Raw genomic sequence first — 22826 nt, forward strand, 5'->3', positions numbered from 1 at the left:
GTATGGATCCAAATGAAGAGTACAAACGTCAAGCAATGAGTCCACTTAATGAAGAACTGGAAAATAATATACAGCTGTCGGAAAACACGGATCTGGTAGAGAAATCAGGGGATGGGAAGGAAGAAGATTCTTTGTTATCTGATCCATCACTTGTTGATCATTTGGCGGATTTAAGAAAACAACTAGTTAAAAGCGTTGTGGTATTCCTGCTCTTCTTTATTGTTGTTTTTTCTACGATAAACTTCTGGTTTCCTTATGTAACACGTGGGCACGAACTCATTGTCCTTGGACCGTTAGAAGTAGTGAAGTTTTACATGTCTATTTCAACAGCGTTAGCTTTGGGATTAGCATTACCGTTTCTCTGTCACTTTCTTTGGCAGTTTGTAAAGCCTGGATTAAATGAACGGGAGAGTCAATTTCTTAGCCTTTATTCCCCAGTAATGTTTGTTTTGTTTTTAATGGGCATTTCATTTGGGTACTTTGTTGTGAATCCTTTAAGTTACAACTTTTTAGTGTCTTTAGGTGCTATGAATTTCAAAGTGATGGTATCAGCTCATGAATATGCAAGTTTTTTATTAATGACAACGATACCTCTAGGCTTACTCTTTGAGCTGCCAATCGTTGCAATGTTTCTCGCGTCAATTGGATTATTAACAGCGGATACAATGAAGAAAGTTAGGAAGTGGTCTTATGTAACATTGGGTCTAATTTCGGCTTTAATAACACCACCTGACTTTATTAGTCAACTGCTTGTATTAATTCCGACGATTATACTATATGAGGCAAGCATTCGTATTGTTCTATACACAGAGCGTCGAAATGCAATTAAAATGGAAACCGAGGTCCCATAAATGAGGCCTCGGTTTTTCTTGGTTTTCAACGTTTAAGATGGATTGAATGTGTTACCCGATTCTTTTTTTGAAGAAGGTCCTGACATGGCTTCAAACTGTTTCATAAGTTTGCCACGAGCATCCTTATTCCTCATTAAATACGCTGCGCCAATACCAAGAGCTGCCATTGCAAATTTATTCATATGTCTTTTTGTCCTCCTTCAATTTATAATTTGGTTCGTTATAATATGCCCAAGTTACGAAAGGCTAACCAAGATGATTATTTTATTGGAAAAATTAATATTTCGGAGAATGAATATTATGAAACTTTAATCGACACCAAACGTATAACAACGTATACTTAAACTAATGGTGTGTAAAGGAAGTGTGCGTATTGCTGAAAAAATTATGGTTTCAGGTTGGAGTAGGAATATTACTTTCATTGTTAATAATTAAGTATTTCGTGTCCATTATATGGGTTTTTGATCCTCTTGTAATTATAGCCAAAGTTATTTTTATACCCTTATTACTCGGCGGAGTTCTTTATTACATAACAGAACCTTTGCAACGAGTTCTTGAGAAAAAGAATGTGCCGCGATGGGGAAGTATTTTAGCGATTCTTCTAAGTCTGATAGGAGTTGCTTGGATCTTTGTAGCAATCATCGGTCCTCCTGTGACAGATCAGGTGAATAACTTAGTTGAAAATGCACCTAGGATTGCAAAAGAAATAAATCTTTTAAAAGATACTGTTTTGCAAGAAAAAGAGAACTTACCAGAGGAATTTCAAAAGTCGATTGATAGTGCCGCCAATTCCTTACAGTCGATAGCTGTACTGTTTGGGAAATGGATTATTCAATTTTTACAATCTTTCTTTCAAGCAATGTTCTTGCTTGTGCTTGTTCCTTTTTTCTTTATTTTTATGCTGAAAGACCATGAGAAACTGAGCCCCTTTATTTACAATTTCTTCACGGGTACCCGACGTGAGTGGATAAAGAAAACACTAGGGGACATTGATTCAGTTCTTCGTTCATATATCCAAGGACAGTTTTTAATAAGTGCAATTCTAGCAATGCTGCTGCTCATCGGTTATTCTATTATAGGTTTGGAGTACGCTTTATTACTTGCCATATTTGCTCTCTTTATGAATTTAATCCCGTTTATTGGGCCATGGATCGCGTTTATTCCAGCGCTTATTATCGCCTTCGTTCAGGATCCGAAACTGGCCATTTGGGTAGGATTGATTACACTTGCGGCCCAACAAATTGATAGTAATATAATTACGCCAAACGTTATGGGGAAAACACTTGATATTCATCCACTAACAGTTATCACTGTAATTTTGGCTGCAGGAAATATTGCTGGCTTTCTTGGAATTATTATTGCAATACCAACGTACGCAGTTAGTAAAGCAGTTGTGAAAAACATCTACGCAACCCGAAAACAAATCTCGGAAGCGGCAACGAAAAGTGTTTAAAGGAATACAGACAAAAACCCGCTAGATTCATTTTAGCGGGTTTTTGTTACTATAAAATTTTCTGTGTAAACACTGTACACTTACTCTTATCGAAATATGAATGAGTACTTTCAAAGTGGATAACCTAATAAGAAAAGGATGTTTTCCATGACGAATGAGTTTCCTACAATTCATACAAACGTTTGGGATGCTTTTTGGGCTATACCGGTTATTTTGCTAATAATAATTATCTTAAAGACTGTTTTTAAACTCTCTGAAAGCTGGTTTTCAACAGTTGCGACAGCAACCGGACTTCTTATCTCTATATTCATTAGTCATAGAGGCAGCTTACCTGCCGGAATATTTATGGGTTTTTTCTATGGTTCAGCTGCAATGGGTACGATTTACTCAGTAAAGATTTGGTATATGAACTATCGAAAAGATTAGGAATGTCCTTACTTTAATGGACAGAATCCGCACTGCATCAGACCTGGAACATCTTTTGAAAAGCAACATGTTGTTCGAACTTGAGTGTTGAGAAGTGCAGAAGGATCACGTCCGTTTAAGTAAACGGCGAATAGGGAACGTGCTGCTATGCCTTCCCAAAGCGCATCATTCTTTAGTAAATCTAGGTCTACTCGTGCTGCATCAGCAGTGCTTGGATCTGATAAAAGAACGTGGTATTGCCATAGAAGAAAGCCGAAGATGTTCTCCCATAAAGTTAAGGATGAAACGGAAGAAACGGTTCGGATTTGCTGAATAACGTCCGCACATTCATCTAACAAAATATGTCGAATCACATCTTGTCGATTGCTGTCGCTTACATCTTGCCAATCATCGGCGTGTGCAAATATACTGACTGCAAGGTTTCCGAATTCTGTTTTTGCGCCAAAAGTTAGTCGACTCTTTTTCCCTTGCCATACTTCATCGTATGTAGCCAAATTATAAAACTGCATCGCGGTAAACATGCCCAATCGACGCATAAAGTAAGATGCGGCAACAGTTTTATTTGGGCTTCCGCTGACGATTTGAATGGCATCAAGTGCATCGGATGTCTGTTCACCGAGAAGTGTCTCTAATGTAAATAGTTTTTGTTCAGGGGGTTCCGTGTACACGCTATACATATTTAATTGGATAAGTTGGTTGCTCGTTAGTTTTGACATACTTCTATTATAGCGTTTTATAACTTGGTTTGTTGAGCAAGCGCTCAGTTTGTTATATAATGAAGGATAGATAAATTACGGGAGTGTGAATAAGTTGACTAAAGAACTGTCTAACGATGAGTTCATTCGATTAATAGATAAAGAAGCGGATATTATTATACCGATTGCTAATGGTGAGCCTCACCGTTTGCTTGATATTTTGGAAGAGAACTACTTGAAATTGCAGAATGTTAAAATCCATCAAATGCTTGCTCTTCGGGAGCGTGACTATATAGTGGGGAAAATGAAAAATCATTTATCCCATACTTCGTATTTTTTAAGCGGTGCAACTCGTAGCGCATATCATGCTGGAGAAGTTGAATTAGTACCGAATCTATTTCATAATGTACCTACTATGTTAAGAAAAACGACAAAACTTTCCATGATATTGGCCGTTGTTTCTCCGATGGATAAACACGGTTATTTCTCTTTAGGAACACAGGCGGATTATATTTCAGAATTCATTGGTAAAGTTCCATTCGTTTTGGAAGTCAATAAGCATATGCCGCGTTCTTTCGGCGAAAATCAGATTCACAGTAGTCAAATTGCTGGCTATGTTACGAATGATTTACCGTTATCCGAAGAGAAAACGCCGATAGTTAGCGAAAAGGATAATAAGATTGCAGAAATCGTAACAAATTATATAGAAGATGGAGATACGCTTCAAATCGGTATTGGAGCAATCCCGAACGCTGTCATGAGTTTATTAACATCGCGTCGTCATATTGGAATCCATACGGAAATGCTTACAGATGGTATTGTGGACCTCGTTGCGTCGGGTGCTGTCGATGGCACTAAAAAGTTTACTAATAAAGGAAAAATTGTTGCTGCATTTGCGTTTGGAACACAACGTCTATATGATTTCATTCATGAAAATCCGTCAATAGAGTTTTTACCAGTCAGTACTGTTAATGATCCCCGAGAAATTGCGAGGGAAGAACGTATTGTGTCGATAAATGCGACGACAGAGGTAGATTTATATGGGCAATGTGCTTCCGAAACAATTGGAGGACGGTACTATTCTTCGACAGGTGGACAAGCTGACTTTGCACGTGGTGCACACTTAGCGAAACATGGAAAAGGCTTCATCTGCATGCACTCGACAGTGAAAAACGATACCATATCTCGGATTAAAGTACTGTTGACACCAGGGTCAGTAGTTACGACGTCCAAAAATGATGTAGATACGATTGTTACTGAATACGGTATCGCCTCTTTATACGGTAAGTCTTTATCCCAACGGGCAAAATCACTTATCGCAATTGCACACCCAGCCTTTCGTGAAGAATTAGAATTTGAAGCGAAGAAAAATGGGTTTCTTTAAATAGTAATAAACGAGTGTCCTTTATAAGGGCGCTTTTTTTCTCGAACAAAATTGTTGCGAATTTATACCCCTCATGGTATATTTGGTGAAAGAATATATAGGGGGCAAATTATATGTATTTTAAATCATTTACGGATCCAAACTTGGCACAAAATTCATATTTGATAGGGTGTCAACGTACAGGTGAGGCTATTATTATTGACCCACCACGTTCTTTTGATCATATTATTGAAGATGCTGAAATAGAGGGCCTTCGCATTACTACAGCGGCAGATACACATATTCATGCAGATTATGTATCAGGTGCACGTCAATTAGCCGTAGAACACGGTGTTAAGTTGTACTTATCTGATGAGGGCGACGAAGAGTGGAAATACGGTTACACGGACGGTATTGATGTAGATCTAGTGAAAGATCAGTCAACGTTTTCAATCGGTAACATTGACTTTGAAGTATGGCATACACCGGGGCATACCCCTGAAAGCGTATCGTTTATTTTAACCGATCGCGGTGGCGGTGCAACTAAACCAATGGGTATTTTCTCAGGAGATTTTGTGTTTGTTGGGGATGTAGGACGTCCAGATTTACTTGAAGCTGTCGCAGGGAAGGAAGGTACGGCTACAAGTGGTGCACGTGATATGTACCGTTCACTTAAACGTTTTAGTGAATTGGAAGACCATGTAATTGTTTGGCCAGGTCACGGTGCAGGTTCTGCATGTGGTAAATCACTCGGTTCGGTACCTATCTCCACAGTAGGATATGAAAAACAATTTAATTGGGCACTTCAAATTGACGATGAAGAAGATTTTGTCAAAGAATTACTTCATGAACAGCCCGAAGCTCCGGTTTATTTTGCTGAAATGAAGAGAATAAATAAAGTTGGACCAACAGTTTTACAGAAGCAGACTATAGAATTAATCAAAACGATTGATGAATTAAATCGAGTTGTATCAGAGGAAAAGGTACTAGTAATTGACACAAGACCAGCAAAAACTGCTGAGGCAGGTTTATACACAAAATCTGTTAATATTCCCTTGAATAAATCGTTTGCAAACTGGATGGGATGGATTGCAAAGTATGACGAAAATCTGGTTGTTATTGCTGACGAGGAACATCATGAGGAAATTAAAACAACACTACAATCGATTGGCTTAGATCGAATTCGTGCATTTGTGAATCCTGCAATTCTAGCGGATGCAGAGTTGCACACATACGAAACGATAACTGTAGATGAATTTAATGATGAAATGAAAAATGACAATACATTCGTTATCGATGTTCGAAATGACATTGAGTGGAAAAATGGACACTTACCTAATGCAAATCATCTCTTTTTAGGTAAATTAAGAAACACGGAAATACCTTTAGATAAAGAGTTACTTGTTCACTGTCAGTCCGGTGTACGATCAGCGATTGCGTCGAGTATATTGAAAGCTCGTGGATTTAAAACTGTGAAGCAAATGGCAGGCGGTTACGCAAAATATGAACAAACAGCATACGAAACGATTCGTTGAAATGGGGGGAATAAATGATGGAATGGATACTTGTAATAATCGTAGTAGGGTTAGTTGTTTGGAAGATGAAGCCGGCGAAAGGTGTAACATCCATAACTACAGCAGATTTAAAAGGTATTTTGAAGGATAAGTCAAAACAATTTATTGATGTCCGAACACCTGGAGAATACAAAGGGCGACATATAAGCCAGTTTAAAAACATTCCTTTGAATACGCTGAGTACAAAATTAGACGGTTTAGATAAAACAAAAGAGACGTTCGTAATTTGTCAAAGCGGGATGCGTAGTTCCCAAGCAGCGGGCATATTGAAGAAAAATGGATTTACAAGCGTTACGAATGTTAAGGGCGGAATGAGTTCTTGGCAAGACTAAAGTTGAATAGAAAAGATCGTCTTACAGACCTAGAGTAAAGGTTTGTAGGGCGATTTTTTTATTGTTAAATATGGTTTATCGAAATGATTTAAGTGGGTAACGGGCTGCAAGAGTTATGAAATCGAAATCGAAAACTGTCGAAACGTCTTAATTATATGTCGTCCGCCCAACACACTTGCCTACACTTTCACATACAATTTATATGAAGAGGTGGTGACCATTGAGTAAAGATAAAGGTGCTGTTCGACACGATCCATTCGAGGTAGAACAGCGTGAATGGAAAAAAAGGCAAGTAAATGAACGTTTAAAAAGAATGTTAACATTCGCTTCGCCTTTATTTCTTCTTTTATTGTGGGAATTTTTGTCGAGGTCTGGATTGATTGATATTCGATTCTTCCCTCCACCTTCCTCTATACTCGGAACATTTTACGGATTACTAACGAGCGGCGAGTTGGCCGGACATATTGGTGTTTCACTGTATAGAATATTGGTTGGATTCCTGCTTGGTGTAATACCTGGTATCGTTATCGGATTGCTTATGGGCCTATACTCACCAATTAGACATTTTGTTTCTCCAATTGTAATGGCCCTTATGCCAATACCGACACTCGCTTTACTTCCGATTATTATCATTTTATTTGGAATCGGGGATTTATCGAAGGTAGTGACGATTGCAGGTAGTGTGTTTTTTCCAGTTGTAATAAATACAGTTGCTGGTGTTATTAATATCGATTCTATTTATTTAGACGTAGCGAAAAATTATGGTGCGGGAAGAGTGAACTTTTTCATGAAAATTGCATTGCCTGGCGCTTTACCGGTTATGTTGGAAGGGATTCAAATGGGGCAGGCGATTGCACTTTTAACAATTGTTGCCGCAGAAATGATGGGGGCCACGTCAGGTATTGGGTTCTTAATATGGACTTCATATAAAGCCTTTCTCCTTCAAGAAATGTATGTTGGGCTCATTCTCATTTCATTTTTCGGTTATATGTTTTCACTCTTGCTTCGCGCAATTCAGAAAAAGATGTTGCCGTGGAGGTGAATAAGTGAGCAGAAAAACAAAAATTGCAGTAAATAATTTGACGAAAGCTTTCTACAAAAAGCAAGGCAGCGTTACAGCTTTGGATGACATCACGTTGAATATCGCAGACGGTGAATTTGTTTGTCTTGTGGGTCCAAGTGGATGTGGAAAAACAACGCTTTTACGAATACTTGCTGGGCTGGAAACACCGAGTATCGGTGAATTCACGATTTCTACGGATGAGGGGGGCCGACCTCTTCAGTCAATGGTTTTTCAAGAACGTGGCATTATTCCATGGTTGACGGTTCAACAGAATGTCGAATTTGGCCTAAAAATGCGACATACACCTAAAGATATTGTTAAAGAACGAACAATGTATTATTTAAAAAAGACCGGATTGGATAAATTTGCAACACTCTACCCGAAAGAATTGTCAGGCGGAATGAAGCAACGAGTGAGCATTGCGAGGGCATTTGCAAACGATCCAGAAATTCTTTTAATGGATGAACCGTTTGCTGCGCTAGATGAACAAAATAAGTTTATATTACAGGAAGAACTGTTATCGATATGGTCAGAAACCGGGAAAACAGTCCTTTTTATTACTCATAGTATTGATGAGGCCCTGCTCCTAAGCGACCGAATTCTCCTTATGAGTTCACAGCCCGGAAGAATTATACAAGAAATTCACGTTGATGTGCCCCGACCCCGAAAGATGGAAGATATACGGAAAAACCCGATTTTAGCTGGACAATTTATTGAGATATGGAAGCATCTACAAGAAGAAGTGCAGCGGTCTAGACAAGATGAGGAATAAAAAAGGAGAGGTCCCATGGCAAAGTTGCTTAAAAAAGGATGGTTGATTCCACTATTTGTTTTGGCTCTAGTTATTGGTGCTTGTGCCCCGAAAGAAACAGTAAAAGTAAAGCCTATTGAAAACAAGCCTGAGGTTGTGGAAGTTTCCAATCCTTCCGGTGATTTGGCGCCTCTAGCGGAACGCGTAACTGTAACAATTGCTGAAGACGGTGCTGCTTCAGGTGCTGGTTTTTACATCGCTACTGAAAAAGGTTATTTTGCAGATTATAATATCGATGTAAAATTTGCTCAGTTTAATAATAGTGACGAAATGTTACCAGCTCTTGCTGCTGGTGAAGTGGACATTGCAGGTGGAGTTTCAACGGCGTCGTTCTTTAATGCGATTGCTCAAGGAATTGATGTGAAAATCATTGCCGATAAAGGGCATAACAACGAAGGTAAATCTTACTTCTCTTTTGTAATTGGAAATCATATGGTTGATGAAATCAAAGAGTATAAAGACTTTAAGGGAAAGAAAATCGGCGTTTCATCACGCAATTCAATTGACGGTTATATTTATCAGGAAATGCTTAAACATGCGGGACTCACAGAAGATGATGTCGAGTTTGTTCTGATGTCGGACTTCGGTTCGATGCTCGGTGCAATTGATGGAGGTGCGATTGATGCGGCACTCAATATTGAACCATTGATTACAACGGGTGTCGAATCTGGTTTTCACGTTCGATTTGGGGATACAACCGATTATGCGCCGGAATCCCAGATTGCCTTAGTTCTTGGATCACCGAACTTCATGAATGTTGAGCAAGAAGTTTCACTTCGATTTATGATTGCGTATTTAAAAGGTGTGCGGGATTACAATGATGCATTTATTAAAGGTGAAGGACTAGATGAAGTTATTGAAATCATGATGAAGCATACGGCAATGAAGGATGCGGAAATGTGGAAAAAAGTTTATGTTACGGGATTAGATCCTGATGGAAAGATGTTTATCGATGACATCCATAAACAATATGATTCATACAAAGCGAATGGAGCAATACGAGGAGACGTCGATTTTGACAAAGCAATCGATACTTCAATAACGGAAAAAGCATTGGAAATCATAGGTTTGTATGATCGGGATTGATATAAGGATATTGTATGAAATTTAAAAACAGAAGCCGCTTGAAAACTCCTTCAAGCGGCTTCTGTTTATTTTTACAAATATTTACGCGCGTTCTTCGAAGAGTTTAACTGCTTCTATAATAACGTGAGTTGCTTTTTCCATATTATCTACAGAAATATATTCATATTTACCGTGGTAATTTTCACCACCTGTGAAGATGTTTGGCGTCGGCAATCCTTTATAAGATAGTTGTGAACCATCTGTACCACCACGAACTGGAACGATGTTTGGTTCGATATTAAGCGCTTTAAAAGCATCGGAAATAATATCTACTATCTCCATAACAGGTTCAATCTTTTCCTTCATATTGAAATACTGGTCCTCAATTTCGATTGCAACTGCCTGTTCGCCGAATTCCTGTTTGAGCTTATCGGCCGTTTCAATCATTAACTGCTTTCGTGCCATAAATGTTTCTGTATCAAAATAGCGGATAATATAATTGAGTGTAGTTTCTTCAATTGAGCCGTTAAAACCCATCAGGTGGACGAAGCCTTCGTAACCCTCAGATTTTTCCGGAATTTCATCAGCGGGCATTGCTTGCTGAAACTTCTGTGCAATTAAAATAGAATTCACCATTTTATCTTTTGCTGAACCTGGGTGAACACTTGTCCCGTGAAACGAAACTTTTACACCGGCAGCGTTGAAGCTTTCGTATTGTAATTCGCCTAAAGGTCCGCCGTCCATTGTATATGCAAATTCAGCTCCAAATTTATCAACATCAAATTTATGGGGTCCTCGACCAATTTCCTCGTCCGGAGTAAAAGCAATGCGCAGTTTCCCATGCTTAATATCAGGATTCTGAATTAAGAATTCCATTGCGGTCATAATTTCAGCAATACCAGCTTTGTTGTCCGCACCAAGAAGTGTCGTTCCATCTGTTGTAATAAGAGTGTGCCCTACATAGTTTATAAGCTCTGGAAAATTGGTAACACTCATTAAAGTCGATTCATTTAATTGAATGTCTTTACCGTCGTACTGTTCAATCCGTTTTGGAGAAACATTTTTCCCAGTGTAATCCATTGCTGTATCGACATGTGCTAGAAACCCAATAACCGGTACATCGCGGTCTGTATTCGCGGGTAAAGTTGCAAACAAATATCCGTTTTCATCTAGTGTAATATCGTCCATTCCGATATCGGCGAGCTCTTTCTCCAATAAATGAAGAAGGTCCCATTGGCCTGGTGTTGTCGGGCATTCTGTGCCGCTCGCATCAGATTGTGTATCAATTTTCGCATATCTAATTAAACGTTCAATTAATTGTTCTTTCATATTTAAATACCTCCAAGATAAATGTAATAACTATTCTATCCTATCAGATTCTTTCGGTTAACGGAATACTTCACCACTCGACTTCCAATACTTGCAGCGATGAAAATCTGAGCCGCGTAATATGTAATCATAACAAAGGCATCGCGGTATGGGACGTCAAATACAAAACGATCAATTGCAAGAACAGAATCCGAAAATATGAATAAAAATGCACCTGTGATTGCTAATTTGAGTCGCGTGCGAATGGCCATCCAACCCATCAAAAAGATAATGAAAATATATGCGATGATGGCACTCCCAAGTATGTATTCCCCGATAGAAAACTGTGAGCCTGCAATCCAAATGGCCATACCCACGCCATATACTAGTAAAAGAAAAGCAACAAAGCGGGGTACAGATTTTCTACTGGCATGGCTGAAAGCGAAAATATAAAAGATATGTCCAACGAAAAATGTTACAAGGCCTGCAAGAAACCAATAAATAACACCATCTGCAACCATACATACAAGTAAGCCTGAAATAATAATCTTCTTGTATGTAGTGGTAACCATGGACCTTGTTGTAATTGCAAACAGAATAATAAGTGCCATTGGTATTAATTTCATTGTTATTTTAAAGCTGACAGGATCGTTTGGAATGAAAAATATATAAATAATGCCCATAGTAATAATTGTAGTAATGAGGATTCGTCGAACCATTCTAAAAACTCCTTTCAATTAATACCATTCGTGACACTAAACTATAAATCCTTCTCTGAAGTATTATTCAAATAAAAAAACCCTACACTCCAGAAATTATCTGATGTGCAGGGCGGCTCTTATACGACTGAATAATTTTTATGTGAAACAACTGTCATATTGGAAGGAGCTCCAATAATCTCGGCATCCTTTGCTGAAATTGCAACAATTACGGAGTTCTCTAAGATTTTGTAAATTGTACCGTTAACTTCATGATCATTACGGACAAATGAAATCTCTTCATCGATTCTGCGTGCTGCAACAAAATCGGATACTTGTTTTTCCTTACGTGGAAAAGCCATTTGAATTCCCCCTATTGTATATTCTTTTCTTCAAAATCTACATATAAATAGCTTCGAAAGAATCCAAGCCACAATAGACGAAGAATTGGAAACAACCAATCGTAAACTACTTCGTGCCAATTGTCTAGTAATAGTATACCACAATTTGACGAAATATGCCGCTCTTATGTTTGGACAAAGACTCATCCTCTTTGACTTCATACCTGACGGGGTATATAATAGGTGTATAGTATTAGAGGAATGGAGTTGAAAGTTGTGGAGTATGATGACAAAGTTAAAAATAGATTAAAGCGAATTGATGGACAAGTAAAAGGCATTTTAAGAATGATGGAAGAGAATAAGGATTGTAAAGAAGTAGTAACTCAATTATCGGCAGTTCGCTCTGCGATTGACCGTACGATGGGTGTTATTGTAAGTACAAATCTTGTTGAGTGCATTCAACAAATGGATGATACAGATTCAAGAACACAAGAAGATATCGTGAAAGAAGCAGTAGATTTATTAGTGAAAAGCCGATAAGTTGTAAACCTACAAAAACATCTGATCCCTTGATTATATTAGGAGATTCAGGTGTTTTTTTGAATTAAAAAAGGTTAATAAATAAGTCCTTGGATAGAGTATTCGCAATTATCGTTCTAACGTTTCTTTTTAATCAATATATTGTTATTATTTAGTCCAAGGTATATTGGACAAGAACGTTATTTTTAAAAGGGAAGACTTAATAGTGGGGGAGATTGAATGCATACAAAAGTAGAGAAAGAAAGATATTTACGTGATCGGGAAGCTGTAATTAAATTAACGACAAAACTCGTTCGTATTCCGAGCGTTTACCGTGAAAACGATCCCGAAGCTAACGAGACTAAGGTTGCCTTATACGTTGCACAGTATTTAAGAGATATCGGGATTGAAACGTATATCGAAGAAGTCGTTCCAGGTAGGCCTAATGTAATTGGTATAGTCGATTCAGGAAAACCTGGTAAAACGCTTCTGTTTGAAGGACATACAGATGTTGTAACGGAGGGGGATATAAATCTGTGGACACACGACCCTTTTGAGGCGGAGATTGTAGATGGGCGCATGTATGGTAGGGGTACGAATGATACAAAAGGGAATTTAGCATGCATGATTACGGCTGTGCATTCACTTATGCAAGATAAAGAAACGTTTTCCGGAAAAATCATTCTTTGCATACCAGTAGATGAGGAAGGCTTAATGTTGGGGATTAAACACTTCATTCAACAAGGTTGGGCAGATGGTGTAGATGGAGCCATTATTTGTGAACCCGAGGAAAATAACGTTTGCATCGCCCAACGAGGCGCTTTGCGTATACGAGTAGATATCTACGGAAAGATGGCTCACGGAGCAATTTCGTGGAGCGGCATTAATCCTAATTGGCGATTGGCCAGGCTTATAGTAGAATTGGAAAAGTTAGAGAAGACAGAACAGGACCGTTTTGGTGAAGATCCATATTTAAAGTGGCCATCCATAACTCCTACAATTATACAATCACCCGCGAAAGGGGATGCACAGATTAATGTGATACCCGGACAATGCATGATGACACTTGATATTCGGACCGTTCCTGCGCAAGATCATGATGAATTAGTCAGTAAAATCAACACTATTATGGATGAATTAAAGAAAAACGATGCAGATTTCAATGCGGAATTGACCATATTAGACAATCGACCCTCGACGATTACACCAAAAGAAGATCCTGTTGTACAAGCAATATACGAAGCGGTTCAATCGGTTACAGGAGAAGAACCGATATATAATGGTGTACCGGGGGCGACTGATGGAACTTTTCTTCATATGCATGGTATCCCAATTGTAACGATTGGTGCTGGTGATCGAGATATTCCGCACCAAATTAATGAGTATATTGATATTGAAGAGCTGGCTGTAACAACTGCTATTTATAGAGATGCTGCGTTACGCTTTCTTAATGTGAAAATCTAACGTAAAATCAGTTCATGTCTAGAGTTTAGTGAATAATAAAGTAAGTAGTAGTATTAGCTAAAGAGGTGAACGTATGCATAATCCACAAATGGAAAAAGAATCTTCAATAAAACCTTTGGATACTATATTATTGGATATAAAAGGATTGAAAACGTACTTTGATATTGGAAAAGGTAGATACGCCAAAGCGGTTGACGATGTGAGCTTTTCAATTTATAAAGGTGAAACCGTCGCGTTGGTTGGAGAGTCCGGAAGTGGGAAAAGCATAACGTCCCTATCCATTATGAGGTTAATTCCGAGTCCGCCTGGAAAGATTTTAGAAGGCTCCATTCTTTTAGAAGGTAAAGAGTTGCTGACGCTGTCTGAGGATGATATGAGTGAAGTTCGTGGAAATGATATTGGAATGATTTTTCAAGAACCGATGACCTCGCTGGATCCAGTTTTCACGATAGGAAGCCAAATTGTTGAATCGATCATGAGGCATCGAAAAATCAAAAAGAGTCTTGCTTATGAATTAGCAACTGATTTATTAAAAGTTGTAGGTTTTGCCCGAGCTGACAAAGTGATTAAAGAATATCCTCATCAGCTATCAGGAGGAATGCGACAAAGGGTTATGATAGCGATAGCAATGTCTTGTAATCCAAAACTATTAATTGCAGATGAACCAACTACGGCACTTGATGTAACGGTACAAGCACAGATTTTAACACTGATGATGGAAATGAAAAACAAATTGGATTCCTCTATTTTATTAATTACTCATGATCTGGGTGTTGTTGCGGAAGTGGCGTCACGAGTTCTTGTCATGTACGGAGGTCAAATTGTTGAGGAAGCATTTGTAGAGGATTTGTTTTTAAGACCAAAACATCCTTATACAACAGCCTTATTGAAAACAATCCCCAATATAGATCTTGACTTGGATAGATTGGAGTCCATTCCTGGAACAGTTCCGCCGGCTCATCTCTTCCCAAAAGGTTGTAGATTTGCTTCGCGTTGTGAAAGTGTCATGCAAATATGTCATGAGGTGAACCCTGATCTCATAAATATTGACTCTACTCATAAAGTCAGATGTCACCTTTATGAGGAACAAGGAGTGAATATGTGTGATTGATAAAGAAAGAATTCTAGAAGTTAAAAACCTGAAAAAACACTTTCCTGTAAAGAAAGTTTCTTTTAGAGAAAAAGCTGGATCTATCAAAGCAGTTGATGGTATTAGTTTTCACGTCTACAAAGGAGAAACGCTTGGAATCGTAGGTGAATCTGGATCGGGTAAATCGACTCTTGGCCGAACGATTCTCAGATTGATGGAACCTACAGAAGGTGAAATTATATTTGAAGGTCATAATCTTGTTGGTATGAGTTCTCGAAAACTTACGGAACATAGAAAAAATATGCAAATGGTTTTTCAGGACCCCTTTGCATCTCTAAACCCAAGAATGCGTGTTCATCAATTAATTGGCGAACCTTTAGCTGTTCAGAAGATACTTAATAAAGAAGAACGAACTAAAAAGGTACTGGATTTACTTGAAAAGGTAGGGTTACCAAAAGAAGCTTTAACAAAATACCCACATGAATTTTCCGGGGGACAAAGACAACGAATCGGAATTGCGCGTGCACTTTCCATGAATCCTAAATTCATTATTGCAGATGAGCCAGTATCGGCACTTGATGTTTCGGTACAATCGCAAGTACTGAATCTAATGATGGATCTTCAAGATGAATTTAATCTCACTTATTTATTTATTTCTCATGATTTAAGTGTTGTAAAACATATAAGTGATCGGGTAGGCGTTATGTATTTAGGACGTATTGTTGAAATAGGCCCTAAAAAGAATATATACGAAAACCCTATGCATCCATACACAAAATCTCTTTTATCAGCAATACCTACTGTGAGTTTTGGTGTAAAAAAAGAAAGAATACACTTAGAAGGTGAACCGCCAAGTCCCTCTAACCCACCTTCTGGATGTACATTTCATACGAGATGTCCACATGCATTTGACCGTTGTAAGATTGATTCTCCGGAGTTAGTTGAACGTGTAGATGTACAGTTCGTAGCTTGTCATCTTTATTCGGAGGATTCTATATAAATGTTTTTCCTAATGAAGGAGTGTAGTTGTGAGCTGTGGAAATATTACAGATGTTCCAGGTATAAAAGTTGGGCATATGGAAGATCTAGTTGCGCTAACGGGTTGTACAGTTATTGTTGTTGAAGAAGGTGCTGTTTGTGGTGTAGATGTCCGAGGGTCTGCTCCCGGTACACGTGAAACAGATTTGCTTGACCCTATTAACAAGATTGATGAAGTGCACGCAATATGTTTATCCGGAGGAAGTGCTTTCGGTTTAGACTCAGCTTCGGGGGTCATGCAATACTTAGAAGAAAAGGGAATAGGCATCGACGTAGGTGTTGCAAGGGTGCCAATTGTACCAGCCGCGGTCCTATTCGATTTGGCTATAGGCAACCCGAGAATTCGTCCAGACAAAAAGATGGGTTATGAAGCAGCTCAAAAAGCGGGAAAAGGTGTCTTTTCGTTTGGAAATATTGGAGCAGGTTGTGGAGCAACTGTAGGTAAAATAACGGGTCCTGAAAACTGTATGAAAGGCGGATTAGGCAGTGCCTCAATTTCGCTGCAAAACGGGCTTGTTATTGGGGCTATTGTTGCAGTAAATGCCGTCGGGGATATTCGGGATCCAGCGAATAGAGAAATCATTGCTGGACCGATTGATCCTAAGACTGGAAAGATTATTGACAGTATTATGCATTTAGAAAACGGCAGCAAAATGAATGTACTTCCAGGAACAAATACAACTATTGGTGTGGTTGCGGTGAATGCCAAGTTAACAAAAGCCGAAGCGAAAAAAGTAGCTGAAATCACTCAAAATGCACTTGCTCGAACGATTTATCCCGCACATACGATGCTGGACGGGGATACCGTTTTTGCGCTAGCAACGGGTGGTGAATCGCATTCAGTCGACTTGATAGGTAATATGGCTGCTAAAGTAATGGAAGAAGCAATCCTCGCTGCAATAAAAGCGGCCGATGAGATTGAAGGGGTACCGAGCTATAAGAGCTTCAATAAAATCTAGTGGATTCATAGTTAACCTAATAAAGGGGGAATGTTGGATGAGGAAAAATAAGTCTTGGTTTGCACTTACGACGCTTGTTCTTGCTTGTGTACTTGTTATCAGTGGGTGTTCTAAAGAGAAAGAAAAAACAGACGAGAAAAAAGATGTCGCACAAGAGATTAAAGTTAGAATCCATGATGATCCGGATTTTCTTGATCCACATTTGGCAACGGCATCCATCTCATTTCAAATGATTTTAAATATCTTTGAAGGACTTTTAGCTCCGGAAACCGATGGTACTTTGAAAGAGGCTGTAGCCGAAAGTTATGAAGTATCGGACGATGGATTGGTTTATACGTTTAAAATTAGAGAAGGTATTAAGTTCCAAGACGGAAATGCAGTTACAGTTGAGGATGTCAGATACACATTCGAACGGTTGATGGGAACAAATAATAATGAGCCATTATCATCCAATTTCGATAAGGTTAAAACAATTGACGCTCCGGATGAAAAAACATTTGTTATAACACTTGAAGAGCCAAATTCAAACTTTTTATATTCTTTAACGGCTCTGCAGTCAGCGATTATTCCACAGTCAAACGATGGTAAACACAATGATCATCCGATTGGAACAGGTCCATTTAAATTCGTGAGTTATAGTCCCAATGCTGAAATGGTTTTAGAAAAAAACAAAGAATATTGGAATGAAGGCTTGCCCCACTTAGATAAACTTACTTTTGCATTTCAAACAGATGACCAGTCTGCATTTATGGCATTACAAGGTAATGAAATAGATATTACAAGCATACCTGCGCATCGTATTCCCGAGGTTGAAAATGACTTTAATATCAACAAACAGCAAAACAACTCGGCTTTAGTCGTTACTTTCAATCATGAAAAAGAACCTTTTAACAACTTGAAAGTTCGACAAGCCATCAACTACGCGATTAATAAAGAGGACATCATTAATTCCGTGTACTCAGGGTTTGCAACTGAATTAGGCTCGAATATGAGTCCTGCAATGGGTGAATATTATTTAGACGGTTTACAAGATAAGTATAAGCGAGATATAACTAAGGCAAAAGAATTATTAAAAGAAGCTGGTTATCCAGATGGATTTAAAACGAAAATTTCTGTCTCATCACATAACTCAATGTACTCAGATGTGGCACAAGTTACGGCTGAGAATTTGAAAGAAATCGGCATAGATGTTGAAATAGAAGTCGTCGAATGGGGTATTTGGCTGGATCGCATTTATCGTGGTCGAGACTATGAAATGACAACAATCGATTTAACAGGAAGACCATCTGCTTATGAAGTTTTGAATGATTATATTTCTAATAATGACAGTGAGAATTTCTTTAGATTTAATAATGCTGAATTTGATACAGTAATGGAAGATGTATTGAAAGAATCAGATCAAGATAAGCAAGTTAAGTTATATCAACGTGCCCAAGAAATACTAGCCGAAGAAGTGGGTGCTGTATATGTAGCAGATTACCAATTTATATGGGCGGTAAACAAGAGATTAGAAGGCCAAAAATTTTATCCGTTCTGGTTTCATGATATGTCTGAAATGAGAGTTATTCAGTAGAAGGGAAAGAAAAATATGGCCTATCTCATTCGAAGAGTCATCTTATTATTTGTCACTTTGATATTAATATCTCTGATTACATTTGCCGTTTTTCAAGTAATGCCAGGGGACCCAATACGAATTATGTTAGGTCCTGATGCTGACGAAGTACAAGTAGAAACATTGACGAAACAACTTGGTTTGGATCGCCCCCTTCATATTCAATATCTGGAGTGGGTGAAAGGTTTGGCGACGGGGGATTTAGGCCAGTCCATTCGGTTTTCAAAACCTGTTTCAGAATTGATTTTGGATCGTTTACCAGTAACTCTATCTTTGGCCGCTATTACCTTAACGATTGTGGTCGTAGTGGCAATTCCTTTAGGTATGTTTGTAGCCAGAAGAAAGAACAGTTTAAGCGATGTAGTCGTATCTTCAGTAACCCAATTGGGAATGGCCATTCCCTCTTTTTGGTTGGGAATGTTACTGATTTTATATTTGGGAATGAATTTTAGTTTCTTCTCAATAAGTGGATATGTGCCTTGGTCAACAAGTATTTCAGGTGCTTTTGGTGCATTGTTATTGCCGGCACTCACTATTGCAATTCCTCAAATAGCTGTGAAATTTCGATATGTTCGAAATGCTATATTGGAGCAGCTCCAGCTGGATTATGTACGTACAATTAGAAGTAAGGGAATAAAAGAAAGAGTTGTGATGTATAAGCATGTGCTTAGAAACTCTATGATTCCAATCTTGACGATTTTTGGTTTAATAACTGCTGAAGTCGTAGCAGGAACGATTATTGTTGAACAGGTTTTTGCTTTACCGGGTCTTGGAAAACTTCTAATCACGTCAATTAGTTCCCGTGACTTTCCCCTTGTCCAAGGTATTGTAATGTACATCACGCTCGTTGTAGTTGTTATTAACTTTATGGTTGATGTCTTATATTCAGTTCTAGATCCTCGAATACGGTTAACATAAGGGGGGCATAAAATGAAATCACTATCCAGTTATGGGAAAAAGATAAACAGCATTTTAGGCCTCCTTATCATTTCGGCATTTTTACTAATAATGATTATTAGTTTCTTTTATACACCCCATGATGTCACAGCCATGAATATAGCAAATAAACTAAAAGGCCCGAGTAGTACGCATTGGTTTGGGACGGACGAATTTGGTAGAGACATCTTTAGTAGAATTATGCAAGGGACGCAAACTGCATTTTTTGTAGGGACCGTAACGGTTTTCATTGGAGTTGTATTTGGGACTTTAATTGGCGCTATGGCAGGTTATTTCGGTGGTTGGGTGGATGAGGTATTCATGAGGTTGATGGATGCACTTATGGCTTTTCCAGGAATTATTTTGGCACTAATGTTAGTAGCTGTTTTTGGTCCCGGAATGCTCAATACATCAATTGCATTAGGAATCATTGCAATCCCAAGTATCGCAAGAATCGCAAGAAGTGGTTTTATCCAACATAAAGATTTTGAGTACGTACTTTCTGCTAAGTTAATAGGAGTAAAACCATTCAAAATTATGTTTAGACATATCCTTCCGAACGTATCCTCTCCATTAATTGTTGCAGGTTCGGTTTCTTTTGCAGTTGCGATGTTGGCAGAGGCGGCGCTTAGTTATTTAGGTCTTGGTGTTCAACCTCCGGATCCAAGTTGGGGACGAATGTTGAAGGATTCCCAGTCTTTTTTAGTCAGCGCACCTTGGTATACATACGCACCTGGTATTGCGATTACACTTATGGTTTTAGGGTTTTACATGTTGAGCAATGCAATTAGGGACTTCATGGATCCCAGGTCTACATGAAATAAGAATTACAAAAAGGGAACCCTCATCGATGAGGGTTCCCTTTTTGTGTATTTATAGCTTGAAAGTATAATCTTAGAGACTTGGTTTTATAAATTTACGATTACGCCGACTTCTTGTTTCAACGCTTTTTCATAAAAGTATTTTGCGATTACGATATCAACGATTGCAACGCCAACAGATTTAAAAACTGTGATTTCTTCATCGTTCTCTCTGCCAGCGAATTCTCCGCTAATAATTTTTCCGAGTTCCGCATGTAATTCATTTTCTGAAAAAACACCTTCTTGGATTGGTATTTGCAAATCGCCAGATTCCTCAAGGGCAGCCTCCATAGATTCAACGACAACTTTAGAAGCTGACGTAAGTGCATGGGATGGTATCTCTTGCATAGTTGGTTTAAATGAGCCAACTGCATTTATATGAGTTCCAGGTTTAAGTGGTGCGGAAAATACAGGTGACATTGATGTTGTTGCGGTAACGAGAATATCAGAGTTTTGAACAACTTCGTCTGAAGTTGCACAAATCACAACTTCTTTACCAAATGTTTCTTTTGTAATTTTGGCAAACTCCTTTGCCTTATCTTCGCTCCGATTAAAAACGAAAATAGTTTCAATGTCTCGTGCAGCTAAAACAGCTCTGCAAAGTCCATGTGCCTGTTCTCCTGTACCAATAATTCCTAGCTTTGTAGCATTCTTTTTTGCTAGATACTTAGTTGCGACTCCAGATAATGCACCCGTACGGATATTTGTTAAATAGGAACCTTCTAATAGAGCTAAAGGTTCTCCTGTTTTTATATCCGAAAGAAGAACAACACCTTGTATCACTTTTTTATCGATTTTTGCATTTCCTGGTACTACAGTGACATACTTTAAACCCATGGCTTTTAAATCTTCTGCAACGGATGGCATAACGAGCCCTAAGTTACTTTCCCCGAAAGGTAAAGCTGTCCGAATAGGCGTGTCCGTTTTTAATGCGGAAAATTCTTTCAAAGCAATCTCAACGTATTCCATAACTTCATTCATATCGACTAAACGCTTCTGTTCATCTGCACTTATAATCATCATAAACTATAGTCATCTCCTGTCTGAAATTAGCCCGACATGTAAAACAGCTTGTCCTTGGGCGTCTAAAGTTGAAATACATTCTTTTAGAAATGTATTTCCTAAAGTCTATCACATATTAAACAGAATTTTGTTAGAAATTAACTTAAACAGTTTCAACAAGCAAATTTCTATATCGTTTTAATGCTAAATACAGAAGTATGCATTGTTCGAAAGAATGTATATCGATTTCTAGTATTTCCTCTAATTGCTTCAATCGGTATAACAAAGTGTTGCGATGAATAAATAGTTGTCTGGCGGATTTGCTCATATTGAGTTGTTGTTCACAGTATGTAAGGAAACTTTCAATTAATGCATCCCCATTTGGGTGTGCTTTAAGTTTACCTATATGAGATATGAGTATTTGTTCCGAAGGCAATGTCACATTTTGCGTAAGTGATAATGAAAGAATACTCCAATCGGATATGGAGTATATGGAATCTGTCAAATTATTTTGTTTAGCAATACCAGCAGTCATTTTAGCCTCATTATACGATTTACTAATGCCTTCAATTCCTGAGTAATCAGCCCCATAGGAAATTAAAATACTATAGGCTAATTTTTTTGATTTAAAATAACGATTTAATGATTCAAGTGCTATATCACAAGCGGAATTCATTTTGTGAGTAGTGTTGGATTGAACATGTTTTAGAATTACCCATTGATTTTGATTTAACGGGGCGACAATATCTGATTCACTTTCTTTAAAAAGGTTATTCATCAGTAAAAATAGCTCGCTTTGTACTATTAAACTATTTTCATCTAAAGGGGTAAAACTTATTAAAATACAATGCCTAGGAGTATTAAATTGAATGCCTAACATTTCGCTGAAACTCAAAAGTCTGCTTGCATCTGTATTGTTTTTGTATTCAATAACTTGATGAATAAAGTCTCTCATTGTTTCCATTTGTAAAGAAGTTGTTTTTGCTTGAAACTTTTTTATAAGCAGCATTTCAATATGACTTTGAACAAAATGTATATAGCGTTCTACTTCCATTGGGTTACCGATAATACCTAAGACGCCAACTGTTTGTTGTTGAAATCGAATGGGCACCGCAACTCCTGGAAGAACATTATCCAACTGCATGATTTCCTTTTCTGTGAAATGCATAATTTGATCTGCTTTTGTTATATCTGGAGTAGCAACATGATGTGAACCAAGTCGTTCTCTATCCATACATCCAATTATGGTACCTACATTATTTGTAATACTAATTGGAATGTTTAGTACATATGAAGTTTCTTCTACTATCGATTGTGCAATGTGCTCAAAGAACTTTATTTCCCTCACCTCTCCATAACAATCATT

At 38.1% G+C, this 22826-nt stretch carries 24 protein-coding genes; 17 read left to right on the forward strand and 7 right to left on the reverse strand.

What is annotated here, in order from left to right; all coding sequences use genetic code 11:
• Positions 1-2 precede the first annotated feature (2 nt).
• Positions 3-851, forward strand: a complete 849-nt coding sequence (gene tatC, locus ACFSFY_RS07660; protein WP_381536824.1) for a twin-arginine translocase subunit TatC — start codon at positions 3-5, stop codon at positions 849-851.
• A gap of 32 nt (positions 852-883) precedes the next feature.
• On the opposite strand, the gene ACFSFY_RS07665 is transcribed toward tatC, so the two are convergent.
• Entirely contained in the window at positions 884-1033 is a 150-nt protein-coding gene (locus tag ACFSFY_RS07665) for a hypothetical protein (RefSeq protein ID WP_381536826.1), read from the reverse strand.
• 191 nt (positions 1034-1224) lie between these two features.
• Between ACFSFY_RS07665 and ACFSFY_RS07670 the strand changes: the two genes are divergently transcribed.
• A complete protein-coding gene (locus tag ACFSFY_RS07670) occupies positions 1225-2304 on the forward strand; it encodes an AI-2E family transporter (protein WP_381536828.1) in 1080 nt (359 codons plus the stop codon).
• A gap of 147 nt (positions 2305-2451) precedes the next feature.
• The gene (locus tag ACFSFY_RS07675; protein WP_381536830.1) at positions 2452-2730 is read left to right on the forward strand and encodes a hypothetical protein; all 279 of its coding nucleotides are present in this window, start codon (positions 2452-2454) and stop codon (positions 2728-2730) included.
• A gap of 8 nt (positions 2731-2738) precedes the next feature.
• Here ACFSFY_RS07675 and ACFSFY_RS07680 read toward each other — a convergent pair whose 3' ends face one another.
• Positions 2739-3446 (reverse strand): hypothetical protein, encoded by a 708-nt coding sequence (locus tag ACFSFY_RS07680; protein ID WP_381536832.1) that lies wholly within the window; start codon positions 3444-3446, stop codon positions 2739-2741.
• 94 nt (positions 3447-3540) lie between these two features.
• On the opposite strand from ACFSFY_RS07680, the gene ACFSFY_RS07685 reads away from it, so the two are divergent.
• The 6 genes from ACFSFY_RS07685 to ACFSFY_RS07710 all read left to right on the forward strand — a co-directional run bounded on the left by ACFSFY_RS07685 (position 3541) and on the right by ACFSFY_RS07710 (position 9654).
• On the forward strand, positions 3541-4809 hold the full coding sequence (locus ACFSFY_RS07685; protein WP_381536834.1) for an acetyl-CoA hydrolase/transferase family protein: 1269 nt from the start codon (positions 3541-3543) through the stop codon (positions 4807-4809).
• 113 nt (positions 4810-4922) lie between these two features.
• Positions 4923-6323 carry an MBL fold metallo-hydrolase gene (locus ACFSFY_RS07690; RefSeq protein WP_381536836.1) on the forward strand — a complete coding sequence of 467 codons (1401 nt, stop codon included), beginning with the start codon at positions 4923-4925 and terminating at the stop codon, positions 6321-6323.
• A gap of 17 nt (positions 6324-6340) precedes the next feature.
• A complete protein-coding gene (locus ACFSFY_RS07695) occupies positions 6341-6694 on the forward strand; it encodes a rhodanese-like domain-containing protein (protein ID WP_381536838.1) in 354 nt (117 codons plus the stop codon).
• 220 nt (positions 6695-6914) lie between these two features.
• A complete protein-coding gene (locus tag ACFSFY_RS07700; RefSeq protein ID WP_381536840.1) occupies positions 6915-7736 on the forward strand; it encodes an ABC transporter permease in 822 nt (273 codons plus the stop codon).
• Positions 7737-7740: 4 nt separating this feature from the next.
• A complete protein-coding gene (locus ACFSFY_RS07705) occupies positions 7741-8529 on the forward strand; it encodes an ABC transporter ATP-binding protein (RefSeq protein ID WP_381536842.1) in 789 nt (262 codons plus the stop codon).
• Between the two features lie 15 nt (positions 8530-8544).
• Positions 8545-9654 carry an ABC transporter substrate-binding protein gene (locus ACFSFY_RS07710; RefSeq protein ID WP_381536843.1) on the forward strand — a complete coding sequence of 370 codons (1110 nt, stop codon included), beginning with the start codon at positions 8545-8547 and terminating at the stop codon, positions 9652-9654.
• An 81-nt stretch (positions 9655-9735) separates the two neighbouring features.
• Here the strand turns inward: ACFSFY_RS07710 and pepT are convergent, their stop codons facing one another.
• The 3 genes from pepT to ACFSFY_RS07725 all read right to left on the reverse strand — a co-directional run bounded on the left by pepT (position 9736) and on the right by ACFSFY_RS07725 (position 12001).
• Positions 9736-10962, reverse strand: coding sequence for a peptidase T (pepT, locus tag ACFSFY_RS07715; RefSeq protein WP_381536845.1), 1227 nt, complete (start codon positions 10960-10962; stop codon positions 9736-9738).
• 35 nt (positions 10963-10997) lie between these two features.
• Positions 10998-11660 (reverse strand): lysoplasmalogenase, encoded by a 663-nt coding sequence (locus ACFSFY_RS07720; RefSeq protein ID WP_381536846.1) that lies wholly within the window; start codon positions 11658-11660, stop codon positions 10998-11000.
• A gap of 119 nt (positions 11661-11779) precedes the next feature.
• Positions 11780-12001 (reverse strand): DUF2187 family protein, encoded by a 222-nt coding sequence (locus tag ACFSFY_RS07725; protein WP_381536848.1) that lies wholly within the window; start codon positions 11999-12001, stop codon positions 11780-11782.
• Between the two features lie 255 nt (positions 12002-12256).
• Here ACFSFY_RS07725 and ACFSFY_RS07730 point away from each other — a divergent pair, with 255 nt between their 5' ends.
• From ACFSFY_RS07730 to ACFSFY_RS07765, 8 genes are all read left to right on the forward strand, one after another.
• On the forward strand, positions 12257-12520 hold the full coding sequence (locus ACFSFY_RS07730) for a metal-sensitive transcriptional regulator (protein ID WP_381536923.1): 264 nt from the start codon (positions 12257-12259) through the stop codon (positions 12518-12520).
• A 219-nt stretch (positions 12521-12739) separates the two neighbouring features.
• Complete coding sequence (locus ACFSFY_RS07735; protein ID WP_381536850.1) at positions 12740-13963, forward strand: M20 family metallopeptidase; 1224 nt, start codon at positions 12740-12742, stop codon at positions 13961-13963.
• Positions 13964-14036: 73 nt separating this feature from the next.
• Entirely contained in the window at positions 14037-15074 is a 1038-nt protein-coding gene (locus ACFSFY_RS07740; protein WP_381536852.1) for an ABC transporter ATP-binding protein, read from the forward strand.
• A complete protein-coding gene (locus ACFSFY_RS07745) occupies positions 15067-16053 on the forward strand; it encodes an ABC transporter ATP-binding protein (RefSeq protein ID WP_381536854.1) in 987 nt (328 codons plus the stop codon). Before ACFSFY_RS07740 ends, ACFSFY_RS07745 begins: the two co-directional genes overlap by 8 nt.
• A gap of 76 nt (positions 16054-16129) precedes the next feature.
• Positions 16130-17050 carry a P1 family peptidase gene (locus ACFSFY_RS07750; RefSeq protein ID WP_381536925.1) on the forward strand — a complete coding sequence of 307 codons (921 nt, stop codon included), beginning with the start codon at positions 16130-16132 and terminating at the stop codon, positions 17048-17050.
• Between the two features lie 37 nt (positions 17051-17087).
• On the forward strand, positions 17088-18623 hold the full coding sequence (locus tag ACFSFY_RS07755; RefSeq protein WP_381536857.1) for an ABC transporter substrate-binding protein: 1536 nt from the start codon (positions 17088-17090) through the stop codon (positions 18621-18623).
• A gap of 15 nt (positions 18624-18638) precedes the next feature.
• Positions 18639-19580 carry an ABC transporter permease gene (locus tag ACFSFY_RS07760; protein WP_381536859.1) on the forward strand — a complete coding sequence of 314 codons (942 nt, stop codon included), beginning with the start codon at positions 18639-18641 and terminating at the stop codon, positions 19578-19580.
• A gap of 12 nt (positions 19581-19592) precedes the next feature.
• On the forward strand, positions 19593-20417 hold the full coding sequence (locus ACFSFY_RS07765) for an ABC transporter permease (protein WP_381536861.1): 825 nt from the start codon (positions 19593-19595) through the stop codon (positions 20415-20417).
• Between the two features lie 89 nt (positions 20418-20506).
• Here ACFSFY_RS07765 and ACFSFY_RS07770 read toward each other — a convergent pair whose 3' ends face one another.
• Together ACFSFY_RS07770 and ACFSFY_RS07775 are read right to left on the reverse strand one after the other, a co-directional pair.
• On the reverse strand, positions 20507-21481 hold the full coding sequence (locus ACFSFY_RS07770; RefSeq protein ID WP_381536863.1) for an ornithine cyclodeaminase family protein: 975 nt from the start codon (positions 21479-21481) through the stop codon (positions 20507-20509).
• Positions 21482-21623: 142 nt separating this feature from the next.
• Positions 21624-22808, reverse strand: a complete 1185-nt coding sequence (locus ACFSFY_RS07775; RefSeq protein WP_381536864.1) for a sugar diacid recognition domain-containing protein — start codon at positions 22806-22808, stop codon at positions 21624-21626.
• Positions 22809-22826: the final 18 nt, after the last annotated feature.

It is taken from the genome of Sporosarcina siberiensis (assembly GCF_042681925.1).
In the GTDB taxonomy this organism is placed as follows: Bacteria; Bacillota; Bacilli; order Bacillales_A; family Planococcaceae; genus Sporosarcina; species Sporosarcina siberiensis.